This is a genomic window from Nostoc sp. EspVER01, assembly GCF_034530635.1.
Lineage (GTDB): Bacteria > Cyanobacteriota > Cyanobacteriia > Cyanobacteriales > Nostocaceae > Nostoc.
Genome location: NZ_JAVRCS010000017.1, coordinates 113248 through 137003, shown reverse-complemented (window position 1 = coordinate 137003; position 23756 = coordinate 113248). Strand labels below are relative to the sequence as shown.

General features: G+C 42.6%; 15 protein-coding genes. 6 read left to right on the top strand and 9 right to left on the bottom strand.

The genetic code is table 11. The features are described 5' to 3' along the window. Positions 1–358 precede the first annotated feature (358 nt). Positions 359–2794, top strand: coding sequence for a single-stranded-DNA-specific exonuclease RecJ (locus RMX69_RS16555; RefSeq protein ID WP_322638093.1), 2436 nt, complete (start codon positions 359–361; stop codon positions 2792–2794). A gap of 173 nt (positions 2795–2967) precedes the next feature. Here RMX69_RS16555 and RMX69_RS16550 read toward each other — a convergent pair whose 3' ends face one another. The 9 genes from RMX69_RS16550 to RMX69_RS16510 form a co-directional block, all read right to left on the bottom strand. Next, positions 2968–4314, bottom strand: coding sequence for an NAD(P)/FAD-dependent oxidoreductase (locus tag RMX69_RS16550; protein WP_322638092.1), 1347 nt, complete (start codon positions 4312–4314; stop codon positions 2968–2970). A 490-nt stretch (positions 4315–4804) separates the two neighbouring features. Then, complete coding sequence (locus RMX69_RS16545; protein ID WP_322638091.1) at positions 4805–5593, bottom strand: SDR family oxidoreductase; 789 nt, start codon at positions 5591–5593, stop codon at positions 4805–4807. A gap of 18 nt (positions 5594–5611) precedes the next feature. Beyond that, on the bottom strand, positions 5612–6433 hold the full coding sequence (locus tag RMX69_RS16540) for an NADPH-dependent oxidoreductase (protein ID WP_322638089.1): 822 nt from the start codon (positions 6431–6433) through the stop codon (positions 5612–5614). 227 nt (positions 6434–6660) lie between these two features. Beyond that, positions 6661–7779 (bottom strand): sulfonate ABC transporter substrate-binding protein, encoded by a 1119-nt coding sequence (locus tag RMX69_RS16535; RefSeq protein WP_322638088.1) that lies wholly within the window; start codon positions 7777–7779, stop codon positions 6661–6663. Between the two features lie 164 nt (positions 7780–7943). Further along, on the bottom strand, positions 7944–8705 hold the full coding sequence (locus RMX69_RS16530; RefSeq protein ID WP_289796093.1) for a class II aldolase/adducin family protein: 762 nt from the start codon (positions 8703–8705) through the stop codon (positions 7944–7946). Beyond that, positions 8689–9363 (bottom strand): hypothetical protein, encoded by a 675-nt coding sequence (locus tag RMX69_RS16525; protein WP_322638087.1) that lies wholly within the window; start codon positions 9361–9363, stop codon positions 8689–8691. Before RMX69_RS16525 ends, RMX69_RS16530 begins: the two co-directional genes overlap by 17 nt. A gap of 167 nt (positions 9364–9530) precedes the next feature. Then, positions 9531–9737, bottom strand: a complete 207-nt coding sequence (locus RMX69_RS16520) for an RRXRR domain-containing protein (protein WP_322638086.1) — start codon at positions 9735–9737, stop codon at positions 9531–9533. A 332-nt stretch (positions 9738–10069) separates the two neighbouring features. Next, a complete protein-coding gene (locus tag RMX69_RS16515) occupies positions 10070–11743 on the bottom strand; it encodes an RluA family pseudouridine synthase (RefSeq protein WP_322638085.1) in 1674 nt (557 codons plus the stop codon). A gap of 695 nt (positions 11744–12438) precedes the next feature. Next, on the bottom strand, positions 12439–12825 hold the full coding sequence (locus tag RMX69_RS16510) for a hypothetical protein (RefSeq protein WP_289796086.1): 387 nt from the start codon (positions 12823–12825) through the stop codon (positions 12439–12441). A gap of 293 nt (positions 12826–13118) precedes the next feature. Here RMX69_RS16510 and RMX69_RS16505 point away from each other — a divergent pair, with 293 nt between their 5' ends. The 5 genes from RMX69_RS16505 (at position 13119) to RMX69_RS16485 (ending at position 22652) form a co-directional block, all read left to right on the top strand. Then, positions 13119–14972 carry a response regulator gene (locus RMX69_RS16505; protein WP_322638084.1) on the top strand — a complete coding sequence of 618 codons (1854 nt, stop codon included), beginning with the start codon at positions 13119–13121 and terminating at the stop codon, positions 14970–14972. Continuing rightward, a complete protein-coding gene (locus RMX69_RS16500) occupies positions 14969–17524 on the top strand; it encodes an ATP-binding protein (RefSeq protein ID WP_322638083.1) in 2556 nt (851 codons plus the stop codon). The genes RMX69_RS16505 and RMX69_RS16500 overlap by 4 nt, the downstream gene beginning before the upstream one ends. A 123-nt stretch (positions 17525–17647) precedes the next feature. Then, the gene (locus RMX69_RS16495) at positions 17648–18025 is read left to right on the top strand and encodes a response regulator (RefSeq protein WP_289796081.1); all 378 of its coding nucleotides are present in this window, start codon (positions 17648–17650) and stop codon (positions 18023–18025) included. A gap of 117 nt (positions 18026–18142) precedes the next feature. Continuing rightward, complete coding sequence (locus RMX69_RS16490; RefSeq protein ID WP_289796080.1) at positions 18143–18550, top strand: response regulator; 408 nt, start codon at positions 18143–18145, stop codon at positions 18548–18550. Positions 18551–18935: 385 nt separating this feature from the next. Further along, positions 18936–22652, top strand: coding sequence for a diguanylate cyclase domain-containing protein (locus RMX69_RS16485; protein ID WP_322638081.1), 3717 nt, complete (start codon positions 18936–18938; stop codon positions 22650–22652). Positions 22653–23756 lie beyond the last annotated feature (1104 nt).

Genomic DNA, 23756 nt, shown 5'->3' with positions numbered 1-23756 from the left:
TACGTGCTATGGCCCTTATTCAATCAGCGCTCTAGCCTCTTTGTCACCCCGTCAGCCTTCGCAGTTATAGCAATTCGATTTGAGGCGTGGGGTGGGCATCTTGCTCGTCCCTTGTATTTCCGGGCGGGCAGGATGCCCACCCCACAAAAATAGTAAAATCATCCCGCAAATATGCAACCCCCGATTTGATTACTGAATCTAATGTGGAGGCAGGGAGTAGAGACTAGGGAATAGAAAGGAAGAAGTTTTATAATACGATCAGATTTAAGTCGTAGGATTTTAATTGCTTGACTTGCTGGAGATATTTTTAATTCTGTGATTTTAAGAGTTTTAACTTCTAAATCCTAACTTTGTTTGTATGCCAGAACAACAGCAGTGGACTATAACAGCAACTGAACAACCACCAGAGTGGTTTATCCAAGCAGTGAAACAGTATACACCTGCATCAAATGGACTGTATGCAGCGCAGTTGTTGTGGCAACGGGGTATTAAAGATCGTCAACAATTAACAGCTTTTATCAACTATAAAGTTTATCAACCAGCAAGTCCCTTTGAGTTTGGGCAAGAAATGCATCTGGCGATCGCACGGTTGCAACAAGCATATAATACTAAAGAAAAGATTGCCATCTGGGGAGACTTCGATGCTGATGGCATTACCGCCACATCTGTACTTTGGGATGGATTGGGGCAGTTTTTTGCTCAAAATACTCAGTTAGTTTACTACATTCCCAATCGTCTGAAAGAATCCCACGGACTTAATAATCAAGGGATTGATAACTTAGCAAAAGAAGGTTGCAAATTAATTGTTACTTGCGATACAGGTAGCACAAATGTTGAAGAAATTATTTATGCTAAACAGCTAGGTATAGATGTAATAGTTACAGACCATCATACCTTACCAGCCGAACGCCCACCTGTTGCAGCGATTATCAATCCTCGCTATTTTCCAAAAGAACATCAGTTATTTAATCTTTCTGGGGTGGCGGTAGCTTATAAGTTGGTGGAAGCACTATATCAAAGCTTGCCCAATGTTGCTAGATATCCGTTAGAAGATTTATTAGATTTAGTTGCAGTTGGATTAATTGCCGATTTGGTGCAGTTAAGTGGAGATTGCCGTTACTTGGCACAGATGGGAATTCAACGACTACAAGAAGATTTTAAACAGCCAGCAGCAGCGCGGCGGCGTCCAGGGGTGGGGCGATTATTAGAATTGTGCCAGAAAAGTGGCGATCGCCCCACAGATATTTCTTTTGGTTTGGGGCCAAGAATTAACGCCGTTAGTCGTATCCAAGGTGATGCTAGTTTCTGCGTGGAATTACTAACTAGTCGGGATGTCAAACGTTGTAACGAACTCGCCGAAGTTACAGAACTCGCTAACGCCCGCCGCAAATCTTTACAAAAAGATGTGCAAGCACAAGTGGCGCAAAAACTTACTCAATTAGATTTATCAACCACCAGCGTTATTGTCTTAGAAGATGCCCAATGGCCTGCGGGTGTATTGGGCTTAGTTGCGGGACAGATAGCACAAGAAACTGGACGCCCGACGATTTTGTTGAGTACGGAAAGCGCAGAGGAGCAGGGGAGCAGGGGAGCAGGGGAGCAGGGGAGCAGAGGCGCAGGGGAGCAGGGGGGCAATTCTTCTCCTCTGCCCCTCCGCCCCTCCGCCCCTCTGCTTGCAAGGGGTTCTGCTCGTTCGGTGAATTCTGTCGATTTATACCAACTGGTGAAAGAGCAAGCACATTTGTTACATCGCTTTGGGGGACATCCCTTTGCAGCGGGTTTGAGTTTGTTGGTGGAGAATATTCCTTTATTTACAGCGGCGATTAATCAGCAGTTGCGGCAATCTTTGGGTAGTACAACTCTAACGCCAACTGTGCAAGCAGACTTGACGGTAACGGTAGCAGATTTTGGGAAAGAGTTATTTTTGGAACTCAAACTCTTAGAACCTTGTGGAATGGGTAATCCTGTTCCGAAATTGCTAATTCAAAACTGCTGGTTTGAAAATTCTTGGCATCGTAATCAGCAGGATTGGCAAGGGAAAAAGGTACAGTACATTAAAGCTGAGTTTGATATTCGGGATGATTCTAGCAGAAGTGCTTTTCCTGGCTTATGGTGGGGACATTACAAAGATGAATTGCCTATAGGAAGGTGTGATTGCATAGCAGAACTAGACTATAACACCTTCAAAAAACGTTATGAAATCAGATTGATTGCCGTGCGTTCTTCTGCTAATTCAGCACTCAACACTCAGCTATCGCTAACACCCTTCATCCTAGACTTACGGAATCAGGAACACTCAGCAACTCAGCACTCAGCACTGATTATTGAAGATTGTCCCACAAATTGGGATGATTTACGTATGTGGTTGCGGCGATGTTTGGCGAGTAGCCGCTCTACGTCTGGGCTTGAGAATCAGCAACAATTAGCGATCGCTTGGTCTAAACCTAAGCACCAACCACCTAATCAAATTTGGCTGACTCTTGTCGGAATTGCCAAATATCTCAGTCGCACAAATCAACTAGTTACCCGCGGACAACTTTTAGAGAAAATCGGCATCAGCGACCAAACCTTACTTGTCGGCATCAAAGCCTTAAAATACTTAGGGTTCACAGTTCAACGACAAGACCGTTCTTTACAAATTACCTGGAATCCAAACGATAGTGTAGAAAACCTTGCTGACGAAGCAGTTGCACGATTTTTAGCTGCTGTCCGAGAAGAGCAATTTCAGCAACAGTATTTTGCGGAAGTTCCTTTATCTACGATTGTGGCGATCGCCAGCTACGACAGTAAATAATTTAAAGGGTTCACAGCGTTTGCTACACAGCCTCTTTCCCCCTGCTCCCCTGCCCCAACTCATTACTCATTACTCATTACTCATTACTCATTACTCATTACTCATCTGCCCTCCTGCCCCCTAAAGTCTTTAGCAGGACACGATACAAGTACTATCGGTTGCGAACCCTGAAGTTAAAGAGGTGTCCCCGAAGGCTCTTTCAGCCTATTGTTAACAGTTTTTCCTTCTACAAAACCATCTCGACCTGTAATCAATCTGGAGCGACGATTACGAGTAATATAATTCCATCCCCACTGAATTGCTACTACTACTTTAGTGTCAAACTCGATTAAGAAGTAGATGTGAATTACTAGCCAAAAGAGCCAAGCAATGAAACCTTTGAGTTTGACTAAGCCTAAATCTACAACAGCTAAATTTTGCCCAATCATTGCCAATGTACCTACGTCATTGTAACGAAACTCTGGCAAAGTCTCACCTTTAAGCCTACGTTTAATGAGTTTTGCTACATACTCTCCTTGTTGTTTGGCTACAGGTGCAACACCAGGTAAGGGTTTACCATTTTGATGGGAAAAGTTGCCTAAATCTCCCACTACAAAAATGTTGTTATAACCCCTGATAGACAAGTCTGGTTCTACAATCACACGTCCAGAGCGATCGCACTCTACACCTGTACTTTTTGCTAGGGCTTTCCCCATCGGCGAACCTTGAACACCTGCTGCCCACAAGATAGTTTTTGAGGTAATTTCTGTCAATTCATCGCCTTGTTTGAAAGTAACGATGTTACCTTCAATATTTGTCACTCTGGTGTTGGTGTAGACAGCCACACCCAATTTTTGCAAAGATTCTGCTGCTACTTTCGATAATTCTGGTGAAATGTGTGGGAGGATGCGATCGCCACCTTGCAATAGTAAAATTCTCGCTTCTGAGGTATTGATACTGCGGAAATCTTCTGTGAGAGTTTGGTATGCTAATTCTGCGATCGCGCCGGATAATTCTACACCGGTAGGTCCACCCCCGACAATCACAAAAGTCAACAAAGCACGGCGAATTTCTGGATCGGTTTCTTTTTCTGCTGCTTCAAATGCCGAAAATATCTGGCGACGCATTTCTATAGCATCTTCAACAGTTTTCAAGCCAGGAGCAAATTCTTTCCAGTTATCTTTACCAAAATAGGAATGGTTAACACCTGTGGCGACAATTAATGTGTCATAAGGTACTACTTCATCACCCAAAATAACTTGTTGCGCTTTTGGATCAATATCATTTACCTCTCCCAACAGCACTTTTGTATTCTTGCTTTTGCTGAATACAGATCGCAATGGTGCAGAAATATCAGCAGGTGATAGCGTACCTGTGGCAACTTGATATAAAAGCGGCTGAAATAGGTGAAAGTTACGTTTATCAATGAGAGTAACATTTACATTTGCTTTCTTCAAAGCTTTTGCTGTATATAGTCCACCAAAGCCGCCACCAACGATAACAACCCGATGTGGTGCATTCTTTTCAAGTGAGACTTCCATAAGAGATATTTCCTTGTGTTAAGAACTTGTAACTATTCTTAACAAAGATGTAACAGCTTTATGATGATGGTTGCTGTCTATTTAGAACATTTGAAAAAATGATGAAAGTAGTCAAAGTTAGTTTTTATATCAAGTCCGGCTAATTTAGTTATGATTCCCACAGTCATCGCACCCCTCCCCGCTTGCGGGGCTACGGTGTACACACAAGTCTATATCTTTCTTTATTAATGAATCTCGCACTGTGTTTTTATCCCGCCTCGGAATGAATTCCGAGTCTCATAGCCCAAGTCCACTGAAAGTGGACTGAATTAATTATTTAGTCCACTTTCAGTGGAGTTTCGCTATCAGCCCAGAACTTCAGTTCTGGGCGGGATATGGGTGGGCGTGACAGTTTCACTGTAGAGAATTTTTCGACTTGTGTGTACACCGTAGGCTTGCGGGGAGGGGAGACAAAGCATAGCTTTGGCGGGGGTGGGGTGGATCGAGCCGCTCAAAATGTGCTTTGAATAATTCCGCCATCTACTTGCAGCATGACTCCGTTCACAAATGAGGCTGCTGGTGAACTCAGAAATACCGCAACATTGGCAAACTCTTCTGGTGTCCCCATACGACCCAAAGGGACTGTCCCATTGATTCTAGCAATTTCTGCTTCTTTCGTTTCACCACTTTTAGCAATGCGGGCATCGATCAATTCTTCCACCCGTTCTGTATATGTCCAGCCTGGTAGAATACTGTTGACGCGAATTTTATCGCTACCCAGTTCTTGGCTGAGAGTTTTCGTTAAACCAATCACTGCTAATCGAATGGAATTAGATAAAACCAGATTTTGGACTGGTTGTTTAGTTGAGGTTGAGGTGATGGTCAGAATTGCTGGTGCGGTAGATTGGCGTAAGTGAGGTAAAGCGTACTTTACCAGACGTACCGCACTCAGCAAAGTCAAATCGAGCGAAGTTTCCCAAGTTGCCAAATCAATATCATCAAAAGTGCCAGCAGGTGGTCCTCCGGCGTTGGTAACGAGGATATCCAACCCGCCGAATTTTTCTACTGTGGCGTTAATTACTCGTTCAATATCTTCTTGACTAGTAACGTCCGCACGCAGAGATAGCACTTCTGTACCTGTTTCGCTTGCAATCTCCGCAGCAATTTTGTCAATAAACTCACTGCGGGCGCAGATGACAACTTTTGCACCCTCACGGGCAAATTGCCTCGCTGTAGCTTTGCCCAAACCTTTGCTAGCAGCTGTCACTAAGGCGACTTTGCCACGGAGTTGCAAATCCATAATCTTGATTCTTCTTGTTTACAGCAATTTGAAGCCAAGGTTATTGAGAGCTTCACGCAAGCGATCGCGTCCTCTCAATGATTCTACAGTGGCGATGCGCTGGGCTGAGTGTTCTGACCAATCGCCAGCAACATTCATCTTTTGTTCAGTATAGAATTCTTTGATGATGTCGTTGTAGTGAGCGATCGCTTCTTCTTGTTCTGCCAATTTATAGGTTTCACGATGCAGCACAGCTGACTGGGGCAACCTTGGCTTAATTGCCGCTTCTACTTCAGGATTCGGATAGCCTACACACAGCCCAAATACAGCATACACAGAGGAGGGCAAATTTAAAATCTCCGCTACCTCTTGTGGGCGGTTCCTGATTCCACCGATATATACTGTTCCTAAACCAAGTGACTCAGCTGCAACTGCTGCATTTTGCGCCGCTAACGTTGCATCAATTGTCGCCATCACAAACATTTCCAAATATTCCAGCGCATCATGAGATATGCCGCGACTGTCAGCAACATGACTTAGACGCGCCAAATCTGCTAACCAAACCAAGAATAAAGGAACCTGCTTAATATGTGCTTGGTTTCCCGCCAGCTTGGATAACTCCTCTTTGCGCTGTTGATCTTCGACTGCTACCACACTCCAGGTTTGCAAATTCGAGGAAGTAGATGCAGATTGGGCGGCTGCAATTAGCAACTCTAGAGTTCCCGGTGGTAAAGGCTCGGCTAGATAAGACCGAATTGAACGGTGAGATAGTAGTGCTGTTAAAGAATCATTCCATGCAATTTCGGGGTTGAAGGGAATTTCACCGTAACGCGATCGCAGTAGTTCTGTAGGATTAGTCATAATCAATTCCAGGATTCAAAATTCAAAAATTGTCAGTTGTTTTATTGCTAACACCAATTTCATTTTTGTTAGTATCGTTTGGTTTTATTCTGCCAACATACTTACACCCGATTCATTGTACTTCTTGGCATTGTAGGGAAAAGGAATAAAAAACCTTTTCCCTTTAACCTTTCCCCTTTTCCCCCTCTTGCAAAAATATATTTTTGCAAGAGGTCTATTGTACTAGTTTAAGTTTTTGGTGAAAATGCTGCATATTCTTCTTTTGTCAACATTGCATCCTTTACATTTACCTCTTTGGGAATTAACTTCAATTTGTAATATGTATCTGCAACACCTTGTTGTAGATTTATCAAATTGTCGTCAATTGGTACAATCCCAAAAGTCCGCCTATTAGTTGCTTTTTTCATCGTTTCCAAGTCAATTCCTAACACAGGTGCAAGAGTTTTTGCTACCTCTTCTCGATTCTGTTTAGACCATTCTTCAAGATTTTTAATTTCCTCCAGTATTGCCTTGACAGTTTGAGGATTTTCAGTGACAAATTTGCGAGTCATCAAATAATATCCTCCCTGTTTATTAATTCCTGTGCCATCAATTAGGACTCTGGCTTTAGTCGCCTCTTGAGCCGCTGCATAAAATGGGTCCCAAATTACCCAAGCATCTACACTCCCTTTTACAAATGCAGCACGGGCATCAGCCGGAGCCAAATATTTAGGTTCAATATCTGTATATTTCAATCCAGATTTTTCTAAAGCTTGGACTAATAATAAGTGGGCACTAGATCCTTTTTGAAAAGCGACTCTTTTGCCCTTCAAGTCAGTAACTTTTTGAATTTGTGAATTTTGAGGAACAAGAATTGCTGAACTAGCCGGAGTAGCGGCAGTACCAACAACATAAGTTAGTGATGTCCCCGCTGCTTGGGCAAATATTGGCGGTGATTCTCCCACAGGGCCAATGTCAATACTACCCACATTCATGGCTTCTAGTAGTTGTGGCCCCGCTTGAAATTCAGTCCACTGTACAGTGATACCTTCTGGCGCTAAACGCTTTTCTAAAACACCCTTAGTTCTAAGCAAAACGGTCGTTTTTTGATAGCCAAATCTGACTACTGTTGCTTTACTGGAAGTAGAATTACCCTGAGATGTAGCACTGAGATTAGGTGCATTAACAGTCGGTGTCGATGAACAAGCAGCAAATAGCAAGCTCAGACAAAGACCTGTAACAAAAGCCCCCACTATTGGCAAAGGAAAAGAAAAGAATAATTTCTGTTGGTTGTTAAACGGGATATTCCTGAATTCTATCAACGATATCCACTTGGGAATTAAGCGGCGAAAGATTTGGTTAATCATCAAAATGATTTCTCTGAACTATAGCAATACTATAAACTTATAGGTTTACCGGAGTATATAAATAAAATTAGATAATTTAGTAGATATAAATGACATCACAATAGCGGGAAGTGGGTTAACTTGATACTTCCCCGCCTATTATCCCAATGCCAAAAAACACAGTACTAATTTAGTAAATCGGGTTCTTCGCGCACAATCCGGTCGTAAAGGGGCTGGAAACTGAACCATCCACTTACATGTGACCCCACTTGAGTTTGTGTTAAACGGGCTGTTTCGTGTTTGATAGCAGTAGGTCTACCCGCAGCTTCTGCCAACAGTTGACCTTGGCACGATCGCTCTAAGCTAATGTACCAGAAGGCAGCTTCATCGACTGTATGTCCCACAGTTAAAATACTATGGTTACGTAGGATTATGGCTTTCTTTGGCCCCAAAGTTTGCGCCAATCGCTGACCTTCAGAAGTTTCTAAAACAACACCTGTAAAATCGTCAAACAGGGCATGGTCTTCGTAAAAAGCACAAGAATCTTGAGTCAAGGGGTCAAGAAGACGCCCCAAACTAGACCAGGCTTTACCATAAAGTGAATGGGCGTGAGCTGCTGCGATGACATCAGGTCGAGCTTCATGAATCTGAGAATGGATGGCGAAAGCAGCTTGATTTACCTCAGCATCGCCTTTAACCACCTCACCTTCTTTGTTAACTAGAATCAGGTCAGAAACTCGGATATGACCGAAGTATGCCCCGAATGGATTGACCCAAAAATGGTCTGTAAACTCAGGATCGCGAGCCGTAATATGGCCTGCGATTCCCTCGCTGAAGCCAAACTTACCAAACAGGCGAAAGGCAGCGGCGAGGCGTTGCTTACGGTGCAGGCGTTCGTCTTCAACTCGCTCGAAAACTGGGGGTTTTGGTCTAATATAATTGGCCATGTTCTTTTTCCTCCTCTTCTTTACAGGGAGCGTTGGAATATCCAGAGCGAAAGGATTTGACGCTGTGAGATGCTGGGATGAACTGGTGACGCAAGACGCAACCAGTATCATTACCCAAGGTATGAATGGATACAGATGCACTCTGAGATGTGGTTTTGACGGCGTGGATATCACCATCTGGGGGTAAGAGACGGTAGATATCCCCTGGTTGAAGGCTACGCACTTCAGTTACTTGTAATTGTGCGTGTCCTTCGTCATTACCGCTATCTACACGGCGATAGACTGTTTCTTCTTGATTACCCTTGTATAAACCAATCAATCCCCAAGCTAAATGATCGTGGACGGGAGTCGTTGAACCTGGGGGAATCACCAAACTGAATACTGACAGGGAACGGTCTTTAGCACGATAAAGCAGCCACTGACCAATACCGCCACCCATGCGGCTTTCGGGATTGACTTGGGCAAACTCTTTCGGTAGCCATTCCTGTTGAGCAAGCAGTTCTTGAAAATAGGGTTCTAGTCTAGCGAGAGTTTGGGTGCGATCGTCAACAGTGCTAGCGCTAATTTCCCGCACTGTTGCGACAAAGGATCGTAGTTCTTGGCTCTCAATAAACCATTGGTCTTCTGATAACGGTTCTGAAATAGTGTGGTTCGTCATCTATATTCCTCTGTTGAGGAGGCGACTAAGATTAACTAATTACTAATTCGTAATTCGTAATACAACTCTTGGAGAGGCTGCGCCCGAAGCGTAGCTATGCCGCAGGCTTTACGGCTACGCGGTAGTTGAGCGAAGTCGAAACTCAGTACAAGTTCGTAATGAAGAATTCAATTACGATTTATTTTAATACCAGGATGAATTTTAAAGCCAAGTTGCTCAAGTTTTAGATGAGAAAGGGACTCCTTCAGAATGATAGTAAAAGGATATCGCTGGAAGACAGTAGCTTTACCTTGTGACAATAGCAGCCTAGCATGGCTGATGCGTACTGGATATAACGGTTGTCTGTTGGCATCGAGAATGAATACTTTAGTCATACAATTTTAAATTTTAGATTTGCGATCGCCAGATTGATAATTGGGGACTGGGCACAGGAGTTTTTATTGGGAAGCCTCTTAGCTATATTAATTTCTATAAGTACTGCAAGTCGGTCGGATAACCGTTGAATTAACTACAAGCAGAAATTATCACATACAAATTTAAAAAGCAATAGGCTAGCTGTTAGGGTAGATAAAGCTATGCTTTATCTCTTTGGGGTTCTTGGGATTTCAAGAAATCAAGCTGATATACAGCAGAATTCAGGAGTAAAACGGGTAACAGACTTAGCTTGTGTACCTCACCGACTTGAAATCTGCTGTAATATGACTAGTCAAAATGGCGTAATTGCTTGTAAATGCAAGGTTTTTTCTAACTGCGGATGCTCGAAGCGAAGTTCTCTGGCGTGTAGATGTAACCGACTGGTAACTGCACAGCATCCATAAAGGCGATCGCCTAAAATAGTTATCCCAAGTCCTCGTGTATCAGCAGCATGAACCCTCAACTGATGAGTGCGTCCTGTTAGTGGTGTAAATTCTACGCGGGTATAATCTCCTTCTCTCGCCATTACCTGAAAGTGTGTCAAGCTGGGCTTACCGTGTTGCCAATCAACTTTTTGCTCAGGGCGATTTTCAGGATCTCCCCATAATGGCAGTTCAATTTTACCTTGCTCAATTGTCAAAACACCCGAAAGTATGGCTTCATAAACCTTGTGAATCCGCCGTTGCTGAAACTGCTGGCTGAGTTGCCGATGGGTTTGACGATCGCGTGCTAACAACAAAATCCCAGAAGTTTCTTGATCTAGGCGATGCAGAGATATAAGCACCATACCATCAGGTAACAAATTACGTAAGCGACTCAAAACACTATCTTGGCGATCGCGATAACGACCGGGTACTGAAAGTAATCCAGCAGGTTTGTTGACAGCAATCAGCCATTCATCTTCATAAATAATCGGTAAAGTGACCTCTCCCCAAACCCCTCCCCTATCAGGGAAGGGGGCTGGGGGGTTAGGTCTTAACCCTGAAAGTAAAAACCCCATTAATGGCTGACATCGCTCGGCACAGGCTCCATAAAACTCTCCTTGAACTTTATCCTGATTTACGGACGACTCACCCCACCAAAATTCTGCCATTGCCAATGGTTTGAGATTATGTGTTGCTGCATAATGCAGCAGCTTTGGGGCACAACAGTCTCCTGTACCAGTGGGCGAACCTCCTGGCATCAATTGTTGCAATGATTGCGATCGCCCGGAAAAATTAGTCAGACTGTAGCTAGCGTGCATTTGAGCTTGCAATTGACCAGAAAGTGCTTTGCGCCGTTGTTTCAATTCGCTAATTTGCGCATCCGCCGCTGCAATTACCTTTTGTAGGGGCTGTAATACAGCATTTTGCTGGCGTTTAAGTTGTCGTCGCTCAATTCCCTGCTGACGACTCTCTTCGTCAAGTTGTTCAAGGGCAATAGTAAGCGCTTCGGGAGTGAGTGTATTGCAGATTAGCTGACGTTTTTCTTGTCGTTGATGTTTGCAATAGCGATGGCGATCGCTCATTGCTTGTAACTGCTGCTCAAAGTCATTAAACAGGATTTCATACTGCTGGCGTTCGGTTAGTTGCTTCAAGGTAATAATTTCTTGCTTAATCGCGTCCAACTGTGCCAAAGTCCGGTTTTCCTCGAAAGCAACTTCATCTCGTCCAGGAATTGGCGGCACCCAGCCTTCAACCACACTGCAACTATTCAAAAGACCAGAAAAAGCTTTTAGTACTCGTTGTTCGCCATTAGGCAGTTCAACTAATAGTATTCCATACATCTTCCCTTCACGAGAATAACAGTCATTCTTGGCAAGATGTTGCATTAGTCCGTGGGCGATCGTTTCGGACATTGAAGTGCGGGGTAATTTTAGGCGATCGCCACTTTGCGGACAACGCCCTTCGTACCAATAGCTACAAGATGAGTTGGCGATCACAAAATCGCAGTCGATGAAATCTGAAAGTGGGTGCAGAACTACCATACAAGGTATGATTGCAAATCTAGCCGATCTTTCTAAATATATATAGCGTTTATGTAAGAAGTCTATTAGACTTCTTGGCATTGTGGGGAAAAGGGTAAAGGTATGAAATTTTTCCCCTTTAACCTTTAACCTTGCCCCAACATCTTGCAGTTACTTTTGCAAGATGTCTATTTGTGTTTAGTGCTTTTGGCAATTTGGCATCCAAAGTTTTTCTGTTGCAGTTTTAATTTATATATCAACAGGGTTACAGGGACATTGAGAAAATTCTCCAAGGGATTAATTCCCGTCTCAAAATCCCACCCAATGGCCAGTTGTTGACGTTTACGCTCTCCGAACCACCTTAAGGTGGATGCAGCACAAGCGTCACCGCTTCTCTACGAGACGCTGCACGAACACCACAACTGGCTAGAAATCAAACAGAAAATATATAGTACAAATACACTGGCACAGATTTAATACCAGTTAAAAAAAAAGAATGCGACAAATAGACCAATTTGTAGAGACGCGATTCATGAGCCAGCGCGTTGCGGGGGTTCCCACGGCAGTCGCTCATGGGGGGAACCCCCAAGACCGCGCTGCCTCCCCGTTGTAGCGACTGGCGTCGCGTCTTCACCCAAGGATGTGTTGCAATCATTAATTGAATTGGTATAAGTTGGGGATGGCAGTATTTGATTCTGTAGTTGTCTAAGTTTATGTCAAGCTAAGTTTTGCGGACAGTAGCCCAATCCACGGATATAACTTTGTCGGAATATTTCAATTTCATTGGGTTGCGGTCTACCATGAGAAACTACGGCTACCTTATAGCGTTCCATAACATTAATTGCTGATTCTCCAGCTTCCAAACTGCTCAGAACATTACTTATGAATTCGGGTGGTGAGTAAATAATTCCCACTTCGCTCAAGAAAGCTTTAATATCTTTATCTTTTTGTTCCGGTACAAAAGATTTAATTTTGACGTTGATTACCCAACCATGAAATTGATTAAGTACAGTAATAAATTCCACATAAAAGTCATTCCTACTAAAATATTCCACAACCCGCAGTGTCAGACTAGCATTGGCCAAATAGTATAGGTATTGCATAATTTCTAGAGCAGAATTGAGACTTTCAAAAAATAATCTATAAATCTAAAGATTTAATGAGGATTATAATTTTTTACAGACAAAATAATTAGATAAATTTCTCATAATCCAAGTAAAGGGAAATACTACTTTATCTATTAAGGTTTGCAAAGAAATATGTCAGATTACAAAATATAAATTAACTTGTTGTGTTGTTTGTAACAATATATTAAAATTATACAAAAGTTTGACCACGCAGAGGGTGTATCCTGCGATCGCGAAGATGCCATAAGCATCTTCTTTTGATACGACTTATGAAAATTTTGTTGGTAGAGGATGACGTATTACTGAGTACAGCACTCTTCGAGTTGTTGAGTGCAAATCGTTATACTATCGACATCGCAAGCAATGGACAAGCGGGATTAGAACTAGCGCTATCGACTGAATATGAGTTGATTTTGCTGGACTGGCTAATTCCGAAACTGGATGGGATTACCTTGTGTCGGCAACTGCGATCGCAAGGCTACTGTAAATCTATTCTGTTGTTAACAGGGAAAAATTCTAATGCAGATATTGTGGCGGGGTTAGATGCCGGAGCAGATGATTACGTCATAAAACCCTTCGACCCAGAAGCATTACTAGCCAGAATTCGCTCTTTATTACGACGCAATGGGGCGATCTCATCATCCACATTAACCTGGGGAAATCTCTCTTTAGATCCAAGTGCCGGCAGAGTAACTTGTAATGAGCAGGAAATTCTCCTCACAGCCACAGAATACAAATTGCTAGAGTTGTTTTTGCAAAACCCAGACCGGATCTTTAGTCGTGCAGTAATTCTAGATCGGCTTTGGGGATTTGGGGATGCACCGACTGAAAATGCAGTTACGACTCATATTAAAGACTTGCGAAAGAAACTGAAAACAGCAGGTATAGCAGAAGAATTTCTAGAAACGGTATATGGTATGGGCTATCGCATCAAGCCTCCACCTAGTTGCTCCATCTCTGTTGGGGAAAAGAATCAAGATGGCAAGAAAAAACCCAGCCCCAAAGATATGACTTCTGTAAATCGGGTGCTGGAGCGATTTCGTAATTCCTTTGTTGGACAGGTTGCAGTGCTGGAGCAAGCAAAAACCGCACTCTTGGCAGGGAATTTACATGAAGATTTACAGCAGAGGGCATTGCGTGAAGCCCATAAGCTAGCAGGTTCAATGGGGTCGTTCGGTTATCCAGAGGGTTCCCGGCTCGGACGGAAAATAGAACATTTGCTGCTTGAAAATTCCTCCCTATCTCCAGAGCAAATCTCTAATTTCTCGCAACTGGTAACAGCATTACAGCAAGAGTTAACCAAGCCTGCTGTCACTTCCACTGCTCCAAACGTCCCGATGAAGCAAACTCATCGGCTGTTAGTAATCGATAATGATACTATGCTGACACAGCAGTTGCAGGCAGAAGCCGATTCATGGGGAATCAGGATGAAGGTTGCACCAAACTTAGCAACCGCCCGATCGCTTTTTTCGCTAGCAAATCCTGACGCTGTTTTACTGGATTTGAGTTTTACAGAAATAGAGGAAGACGGATTAATATTATTGAGCGAGATCGTAGAGCGATCGCCAAATATCCCAGTAATTGTTTTTACCGGACGAGATACCCTAGCAGATCGACTGAAAGTATCGCGTTTAGGAGCTAGACAATTTTTGCATAAACCGGCGACAACCGAGGAGATTTTTCAAGCGATCGCTCGTGTCTTACCTCAACCGAAAACTTCCGAAGCCAAAGTTTTAATCGTAGACGATGACCCTGTAATACTGGCTGGATTATCGGCGTTGTTAACTCCTTGGGGGCTGGAAGTAATCACCCTCTCCCAATCACAACAATTTTGGAAGGTGCTGATTGCAACATCTCCTGATTTGGTGGTGCTAGATTTAGAAATGCCGATAGTGAACGGGTTAGAGTTGTGCAAAGTCGTGCGCCAGGATGTCCAGTGGGGAGATTTACCGATTTTAGTAGTTACAGCCCATACCGAAGCAGAATTTCTTCAGCAAGCTTTTGCTGCCGGAGCCGATGATTTTATCAGCAAGCCAGTGCTAGGGCCAGAACTTGTGACACGGGTACTGAGCCGCATTCAAAGAACGCGTTGGCGCTCTCAGGCAGGGAGAAGTAAAGCATGATGAGAAATTATCAGCAATTATTAGCCTACAGTGTGGCTATTGGTTCAGCTGCGATCGCCCTGCTGCTGTCACTCTGGTTAGAACCGCTTATTTCCCGAACCATTGGTGCTTTTTTCTATATAGCTATTATTGTCAGTACTTGGTATGGTGGCTTTCGGCCAGGGATCGTTACACTTGTCCTTTCGACAGTAGCAATTGATTATTTATTGATGCATCCGCGATCCCAAATCTGGCTCGGTCAACCAGAAAAATTATTGCGGCTAAGTATCTTTTTACTGGTTGCCTTGGTGATTAACCTAATCACTAGCAATCTTCAGTACAGCAGACGGAAGATTCAACAACTCAATCAACAATTGTCTCAAGAAAATGCCGAACAACTGCGGATGGCTCTTAACGAGCGCAAACAAGCACAAGAAACGCTGCAACAGCAATTTGAGCAACAGCGCTTAGTGATGGAGATGACCCAGCGTATCCGGCGATCGCTAAATTTACAAGATATCTTGCAAACTACTGTCGATGAAGTGCGGCAATTTCTGGAGTGCGATCGCGTCACTATCTTCCAATTTTATCCAGGTTGGGGTGGAACGATTATTGTTGAGTCTGTTGCACCAGAATGGATGGCTCTTTTACCACTCCAAATTCATGACCCTTGCATTGGTGAAGAGAACGTCGAACCCTTTAAACAAGGCTTAGTCACTGCGAAAACTGATATTTATACTGCTGGAATTAGTCCCTGTCACGTTGCATTTTTAGAAAGTCTCCAGGTGAGGGCAAATCTGGTCGTTCCCGTTTCCTTGGGAGATGAATTGTGGGGATTATTAGCTGCTCATCAATGTAAGGCTCCTCGTGAGTGGCAATCTTCAGAAATTGCTCTGTTGCGGCAATTAGGAGCGCAGGTAGGCATTGCTATCCAGCAAGCAGATTTGTTCAAACAGTTACAGACAGAACTAACAGAGCGCAAACAGGCAGAAATTGACCTACAACAACTGAATACCGAACTTGAGCAACGGGTGCAAGAACGCACTGCCCAACTGACAGAAACGAACGATCGTCTGCGAAAAACAGTGATAGAGCAGCAACAAACTCAACTCACACTTTTAGAACAAGCGCAAATGCTGGAGCTTCAGGCTGTAATCACCCGAAATATGGGGGAAGGCATTTGCTTGGTGAGAATTGATAATGCAATCATTGTCTATGCCAATCCGAAATTTGAGCAGATGTTTGGCTATGACTCTGGTGAACTCAACGGCCAACACGTTTCGATTATCAACTATGTCACCAGATCGGTAACTAATGAAAATGTAAATCAAGCCACTCTGTCTACCGTTTTACAAAATACAGAAGCTACCTATGAAGCCCAGAATCTTAAAAAAGATGGTACGCCATTTTGGTGTAGTGTGACGGCTTCTGTATTCAGGCATCCCGATTACGGCGACGTTCTGGTTGCGGTTCACCAAGATATCACTGAGCGCAAAGGCATCGAAGAAGCTTTACGCGAGAGCCAAGAAAAGTTTCGTCAGATGGCAGAAAACATCCAAGCAATATTTTGGATCAAAGATATTCGCAATCAACAAGTTCTATACGTGAGTAATGCCTATGAAACGATCTGGCAAAACAGTTGTGAAAACTTGTATCATAACCATTCAAATTGGTTAGATGCAATTCACCCAGAAGATCGTCAGCGGGTCGAAATTGAATTCATTGAAAAGTTCAGAACAGGGCACTATGATAACAAATATCGCATTATTCGCCCTGATGGTTCAATTCGTTGGATTCGCGATCGCGCATTTCCGATCAAAAATGAACTCGGCGAGTTAGTTCGGATTGCTGGGATTGCCGAAGATATCACTGAACTAGAACAGATTAATTTGATCAAGAGTGAGTTTATTGGCATCGTTAGTCATGAACTCCGCACTCCCTTAACTGCAATTCGTGCAGCACTAGGCTTACTACAAACTGGTATCTACGACAAAAAACCAGACAAATTTAAGCGGATGATTGAGATTGCAGCCATCGATAGCGATCGCTTAGTGCGTCTTGTTAACGATATTCTCGATTTGGAACGCTTAGAATCGGATCGAGCTGTCTTAGAAAAAACCACCTGCAATGCGGCTGATTTAATTCAACAAGCAGTAGCCGTAGTGCAAGCGATCGCTAATCAGCAAAATATTACTTTTCAGATCCACCCTACCAATGCTCAAGTTTGGGCGGCTGCTGATGCTATTGTGCAAACACTCACCAATTTGTTAGGTAATGCAATTAAATTCTCACCTGCCGATTCTACTATTACTCTCAGTGTCCAACAGCAAACAGACCGCGTACTATTCCAAATAACGGATCAAGGCCGAGGTATTCCAGCAGATAAGTTAGAAGCAATCTTTGGAAGATTTCAGCAAGTAGATGCCTCTGATTCTCGCACCAAAGGCGGCACAGGCTTGGGATTGGCTATCTGTCGTAGTATTATTGATCGGCACGGTGGGCAAATCTGGGCTGAAAGTACTCTTGGTGCTGGCAGCACGTTTTTCTTCACTCTACCATTGCCGGGAAATTAGGCAGGGGGGCAGCACTTCTCTGCGAGACGCTGCGCGAACGGCTCATTTCGGCTACGCTCAATGACCAATGCTCAGTGACCGAGGAGCAGGGGAGAATAATAAATGACAAATGACAAATGACAAATGACTAAAAAATTTTTAATTGTGGATGATGAAGAACGAATCCGCGAATTAGTACAAGCTTGTTTAGAAGACTTGGGAGGATGGGACACCCTGACTGCTGTATCAGGGTCAGAAGGACTAAAAATCGCCCAGACAGAAACCATTGATGCCATTCTACTTGATGTCTCTATGCCTGACATGGATGGCTTTGCAGTCTACGAAAAACTTCAGGCAAATTCAGCAACCCAAGGGATTCCAGTGATTCTATTAACAGCGAAAGTCCAAGGAAGCGATCGCGCCCGTTTTGCGCAGATGGGAATTGCCGGGATTATCACCAAACCTTTTGAACCCACCTCTATTTGCAACGAAGTTAGTGAGATTCTGGGGTGGAACGATTAATAGTGAAGTTTGGTAACAAAATCTATATCTTTATTAGTTTTTTATTTTTGTAATGTATTTTTTTTGATTACAGATAAAAGATTTTTATCTGTAACTAAGAAAGGTATATGAAATCAAATGAACATGCTAGAGGAGGTAAATATAATCGGCAAAACGATATTGCTCATTGATGATGAACTGCATGTCCGTGAGACAGTAAAATTTTGCCTCCAAGATTTAGCTGGTTGGAATGTGGTGACAGCAGATTCTCCATTAGAAGGATTGCAGAATGCAGTACACCATACTCCTGATGCGATTGTATTAGATATCTCAATCCGCGATCTGGCTAGTTTTGAGTTTATGAATAAACTAAGAAGTCATCCAGAAACTCAAGCTATTCCTGTAGTGTTGCTCAGTGCGAAAGCGCGATGGTTGGATTCGCAAATTTTGCGACAGTATCAAGTTGCAGGTGTAATTCTTAAACCCTTTAATCCAGTTACCCTCCCGGCTCAAGTTGCTCAATTGCTGGGTTGGAATTTTACTTGACTAAAAAATTAAACAAGAATAGTTATTACTAATAATAGCAATCTTAAATTATTAGTAATAAATAAAATCGCTGCAACACTTATAGATAATTATTTTTTGCCTATACATTTTATCACGTTTCAATTTGGATTGCTACAGCGGATTTCAAGGAAAGTGAAGTACACAAGCTAAGTCTCAAAGCCATGTATAAAGCCTGTTTTACTTCTGTTAGCGCAGCCCATTCTGACTCCTGTTAGCGGTAGCGGGGCGTTTAGCCCATTCTGAATTCTGCTGTATATCAAGTTTAAGCTTAAATTTAACTTAACGTTTTAGGTAATTTGGCATAAAATTAAATACTAGAGAAAAATTTTACATCTAGCTAAGTGCATATACATAGATTATTACTATGCTCTTCAATCGTCTATCGGGTTCTGAAATTGATTTAAAGCAAATCCTCGCTCAAATTAGGATGCTGGCCGATCAAATTCATCAGTCACTTGAAGTGAGTGAAATTCTCAAGATTATTGTCAGCGAAGTTAGAACAACATTAGAAAGCGATCGCGCCATTATCTATCGTTTTTTGCCGGATGGAGATGGAATCATCGCAGAAGAATCTGTAAGTAATGGATGGAAATCGATTCTAGGGCAATTAATTTACGATCCTTGCTTCAATGCGACATGGGTAGAGCGATATCAAGATGGAAGCGTTGGTGTTATTGAAGATATTCATACTACAACCCTTGACCCTTGTTACAAAAAACTATTAATAGACTTGCAGATTCGAGCTAATTTAGTAGTACCAATTTTAGTAAACAATCAAGAACTTGATGGAGTTTCTAGTACATATCCTCATTTATGGGGTTTGGTAATTGCTCACCAGTGCAGTAGCTCACGTAAATGGAGTTCTTTAGAAATTGAGTATTTCCAACTGATAGCCGCAGAGTTAGGAATCGCTCTTGGGGAAGCAGAACGCCATCAGCAAAAGGCTACATCCTCCCAACAACTAACGCTGCAACTCAATCAAAACCTGAAAAATTTGACAGTTCAGCCAAAGTTGAAGTCAATCAAAAGAACTCTGTATCAGAATTTTAGAGGTTCCATTATCACAAAAACAGCATTGCCAAAGAATATATCAGTTGCAGACTTGATTGCATTTGACCGATTACAAACTCCAGTTTGGATTTATGATATTCAAAACTTGCAGATGTGGTGGGCTAATCAATCCGCTCTGCATATTTGGAATGCTGAAAGTCGAGAAGAATTGCTCAGTCGCAACTTCAGTGATGTTTCTCAGTTTACTCACACTCGAATGCAAAGCTATTTGCAAGAATTTCAGCAAGGGAAAACCATCACTGAAAACTGGACATTTTACCCAGAAGGAAAACCTATTTCTCTGCGCTGCATCTTTTCTGGAATTCAAATTGAAGAAGGACGAATGGCGATGCTGGTTGAAGGATCAACAGAAATTATCAATCAGATCGATCGAGAAACACTCAGATCAATTGAAGCCCTACGTCACACCACAGTAATGATCTCGCTTTACACGATGGATGGTGTACCTTTGATGCAAAATCCGGCAGCCCTGCGCTGTTATCGGGATACCCTGTACCCTAACTCGTCAGATGAGAATATTTTCCTGAGTCACTTTGTTGACAAGAGTGTTGGACAACAAGCTATGAAAGCGATTAATTTCAGTGAGATGTTCAGCATAGAGGCTCAGGTGTTCACCACTGAAGGGATTCAATGGCATGGGGTGGATATACGATGCACCCGCGATCCGGTAACGGGTAACTCCATCATCCTCGTCAACGAAAAGAATATTACCAAGCAACAAGCTGCACTACAAGAACACCAGCGTGCAGAATCAGAATTGCGCTGGCGGGAAGCTTTACTGCGTTCCATGACTGAAACTTCTTTGCTGGGATTTTTTGTTGTTGACAATCACACCGATGAAATCCTTTATTTCAATCACCACTTCTGTAAAATTTGGGGCATAGAACATCTAGAAGACCAAATGCGTTTGGGTGCTTTAAAAAATAATGACATCATTCCTGATTGCATATCTTCAATTGTCGATGCATCGGCATTTGTCGAATCCTATAAACCGTTGCAGTCTGAAGAAAATCGTTGCACGATTGAGGATGAAATTTTATTTGTCGATGGGCGAACGATTCGCCGCTTTTCCAGTCAAATTCGGGATACTCAGGATCGATACTTTGGGCGGTTATACATTTTTGAAGACATCACTCCTCGTAAACAAATCGAAGCCGCACTCAAAACCAGTGAAGAAAGATGGCAGTATGCCTTGGAAGGAAATGGCGATGGAGTTTGGGATTTAAATGCTGAAACTAACGAAGTCTTTTTTTCCCGACGATGGAAAGAAATGTTAGGGTTTGCAGAGCATGAAATTGGAAATACCCTCAGTGAATGGGAACAGCGGGTTTACTTAGATGATAAAGCGAGGGTTTACGAGGAGATTAGCAAGCATTTGTCCGGTGAAACCCAACAATATGTCAGTGAATATCGGATTAAGTGCAAGAATGGAACCTATAAGTGGATTCTAGATCGGGGTCAAGTTTCGAGTCGCTCCAAGAATGGTTTTCCCCTACGGATGCTAGGAACTCATACTGATATTACTGAACGCAAGCGTATTGAAGAAGCGCTGCGAGAAAGCGAACAACGCTATCGTTCCGTAATTACAGCGATGGCAGAAGGTATTGTCCTACAGCAAGCCGATGGACGCATTACCACCTGTAATGACAGTGCCGAAAGAATTTTAGGGTTAACAGCCGATCAAATGATGGGGCGAACTTCCATCGCTTTGCTATGGCGAGCGATTCATGAAGATGGTACTTCTTTTCCAGGCGAAACTCACCCCGCCATAGTCACCTTACGCACCGGAAAACCTCAATTTCATGTGATTATGGGAGTTCATAAACCTGATGGCAGTTTGACTTGGATTTCAATCAATTCTCAACCACTGTTTGAATCCGATGAATCAAAACCATCTGCGGTGGTGACATCATTTACAGATATCACAGACCGCAAACAAGCACAAATTGCCCTGCAACAGCAAACAGAACGGGAACGCATGGTTTATGCGATCGCTCAACATATCCGTAGGTCTTTAGACTTAGATGAAATCTTAAACACAACTGTTGCTGAAGTTAGACATTTTCTGCAAACCGATCGCGTCATCATCTATCGCTTTAACCGTGATTGGAGTGGTGTGGTTGTCACGGAGTCTGTAGCAGCAGGTTGGCAATCGATTTTGAATATGGAAATTACAGACAACTATTTTGTCAAAATACAGGGACAGTCTTATCAAGAAAGTACGCTCAGAGTTACTCCAGACATCTACACCGCCGGACTTGCCCCTTGTCATGTAGAGTTATTAGAACAGTTGCAAGTCAGAGCCAAGCTAGTTGTACCAATTTTAGAGGGCGATCGCCTGTGGGGTCTTTTGGTTGCTCATCATTGCAGCGCCCCGCGTCAGTGGCAACCTTGGGCAAGCGAACTGCTTCAGCAATTGGCAACACAGGTAGCGATCGCTATTCAGCAATCTGAACTTTATCAACAATTGCAGCGTGCCAACCAGCAGCTTGAAAATATGGTAATGGTGGATGAATTAACTCAAATCGCCAATCGCCGATGTTTTGATATTAAGCTTAATTCTGTCTGGCAATATCTTTTACGAGAACAAGGTTTTATCTCACTACTTTTATGCGACATTGATTATTTTAAACAATATAACGATACTTATGGTCATGCGACCGGGGATGATTGTTTGCGCTTTATTGCCCAAGCTATCAAACAAAGTGTCAAACGTTCTAAGGATTTAGCTGCTCGTTATGGCGGAGAAGAGTTTGTTGTTATCTTGCCTAACACTCCTAGTGATGGGGCTTTTCACGTTGCCCAAGAAATTCATAAAGCTATCCAACAACTAAATATTCCCCATGCTGCATCGCCTGTGAAGCACCACGTCACCTTGAGTATCGGAATTGCCACAGTGATTCCGACATCTAATATGGTTCCTTTGGATTTGATTGAGGCAGCAGATCAAGCCCTTTATCAAGCCAAAGCAAACGGGCGTAATCGTTCTTGTATAAATAGACTGTCTTAGAGAGTGAGCGATACCTGCGGTTCTTGCTACCCTAAGCTAATCAAGTAATTGTTAATATTTTCTAAAGTTTTTTAACTACCGTCATTTCTTTATTAGTTCTTTATTTTCTGTTTATAAATTAAAGCTGTTGGTAGTTAAGCCAAGAGCAAACTACTTATTTGTGTTTAACTTTTTTAATAAAACAACAATACTATGACAAACTGCCCTTGCTGTTCTAACCAAATGCTTCGTCACATTCGTTTACAAGAAACCTACTGGTTCTGCCGCCACTGCTGGCAAGAGATGCCTAACCTGAATTTAGATAGAAGTACTTTAAATTTGACTAGAAAAAACACATTATTAGCCAGAGAACCAATTTCAGTCAACCACAAACTTTTGAAAATGAACGTCAGAACAGAGCTTTGTGCCTGAGTAAATCAGGAAGCAAACACCAAACGAGCTACGCTTACGCTTTTAGAGGATGTTTGAAAAGTCTAATTTATTATTAACTGGCAATTGGAAATCTTGGCTACACAGGCAAAACCCTTTTTTGTATTAGTCTACGGAAGTGGAAGAGAGTTTGTGAAAGCTAAACCACATCTAGTTTGCATATCTAAAATTTATATAACTCTTGTGGGGTGGGCATCTTGCCCGCCGTAATTATGCAATTTAAATGTGGAACAGCTTATTACCGAATCCTATTCGCCCAATACTTTTTAAATATCCTCTAAAATAGCTAGATGTATCGTCTCAATACTGATTAATAAATTAAAAGATAATATCTCTATATTTACAGAATATTTTCAGTGAGTTAAATACACAATCTAAGTCTTAAAATCAACTATAAAGACTGTTGTGCTTCTGTTGCCGCAGCGAGGCACAAGCCCATTTTACCTCATGGATTATGAATTCTACTCTATCTCAAATTTATTCATAGAAAGATTTAAAAAAAATTACGATCTTATTGATTATTAGAATTTAGATAAGGAGCAATAAAGCGGCTTCAACGACTATCTTCTATCGCTTGTTCATCTGCTTTCATCGCTAAGGGAGACTGGATTATAACCACTCTCAATCACCCGAATATTAAATGACTCTTAAACCGTGTAATTAAGTACTCTTGCA

What these genes read in the sequence shown, in the direction of transcription:
- RMX69_RS16555 (WP_322638093.1), top strand. Translation starts at nt 359, where the DNA reads ATGCCAGAACAACAGCAGTGGACTATAACAGCAACTGAACAACCACCA.
- RMX69_RS16550 (WP_322638092.1), bottom strand. Translation starts at nt 4,314, where the DNA reads ATGGAAGTCTCACTTGAAAAGAATGCACCACATCGGGTTGTTATCGTT.
- RMX69_RS16545 (WP_322638091.1), bottom strand. Translation starts at nt 5,593, where the DNA reads ATGGATTTGCAACTCCGTGGCAAAGTCGCCTTAGTGACAGCTGCTAGC.
- RMX69_RS16540 (WP_322638089.1), bottom strand. Translation starts at nt 6,433, where the DNA reads ATGACTAATCCTACAGAACTACTGCGATCGCGTTACGGTGAAATTCCC.
- RMX69_RS16535 (WP_322638088.1), bottom strand. Translation starts at nt 7,779, where the DNA reads ATGATTAACCAAATCTTTCGCCGCTTAATTCCCAAGTGGATATCGTTG.
- RMX69_RS16530 (WP_289796093.1), bottom strand. Translation starts at nt 8,705, where the DNA reads ATGGCCAATTATATTAGACCAAAACCCCCAGTTTTCGAGCGAGTTGAA.
- RMX69_RS16525 (WP_322638087.1), bottom strand. Translation starts at nt 9,363, where the DNA reads ATGACGAACCACACTATTTCAGAACCGTTATCAGAAGACCAATGGTTT.
- RMX69_RS16520 (WP_322638086.1), bottom strand. Translation starts at nt 9,737, where the DNA reads ATGACTAAAGTATTCATTCTCGATGCCAACAGACAACCGTTATATCCA.
- RMX69_RS16515 (WP_322638085.1), bottom strand. Translation starts at nt 11,743, where the DNA reads ATGGTAGTTCTGCACCCACTTTCAGATTTCATCGACTGCGATTTTGTG.
- RMX69_RS16510 (WP_289796086.1), bottom strand. Translation starts at nt 12,825, where the DNA reads ATGCAATACCTATACTATTTGGCCAATGCTAGTCTGACACTGCGGGTT.
- RMX69_RS16505 (WP_322638084.1), top strand. Translation starts at nt 13,119, where the DNA reads ATGAAAATTTTGTTGGTAGAGGATGACGTATTACTGAGTACAGCACTC.
- RMX69_RS16500 (WP_322638083.1), top strand. Translation starts at nt 14,969, where the DNA reads ATGATGAGAAATTATCAGCAATTATTAGCCTACAGTGTGGCTATTGGT.
- RMX69_RS16495 (WP_289796081.1), top strand. Translation starts at nt 17,648, where the DNA reads ATGACTAAAAAATTTTTAATTGTGGATGATGAAGAACGAATCCGCGAA.
- RMX69_RS16490 (WP_289796080.1), top strand. Translation starts at nt 18,143, where the DNA reads ATGAACATGCTAGAGGAGGTAAATATAATCGGCAAAACGATATTGCTC.
- RMX69_RS16485 (WP_322638081.1), top strand. Translation starts at nt 18,936, where the DNA reads ATGCTCTTCAATCGTCTATCGGGTTCTGAAATTGATTTAAAGCAAATC.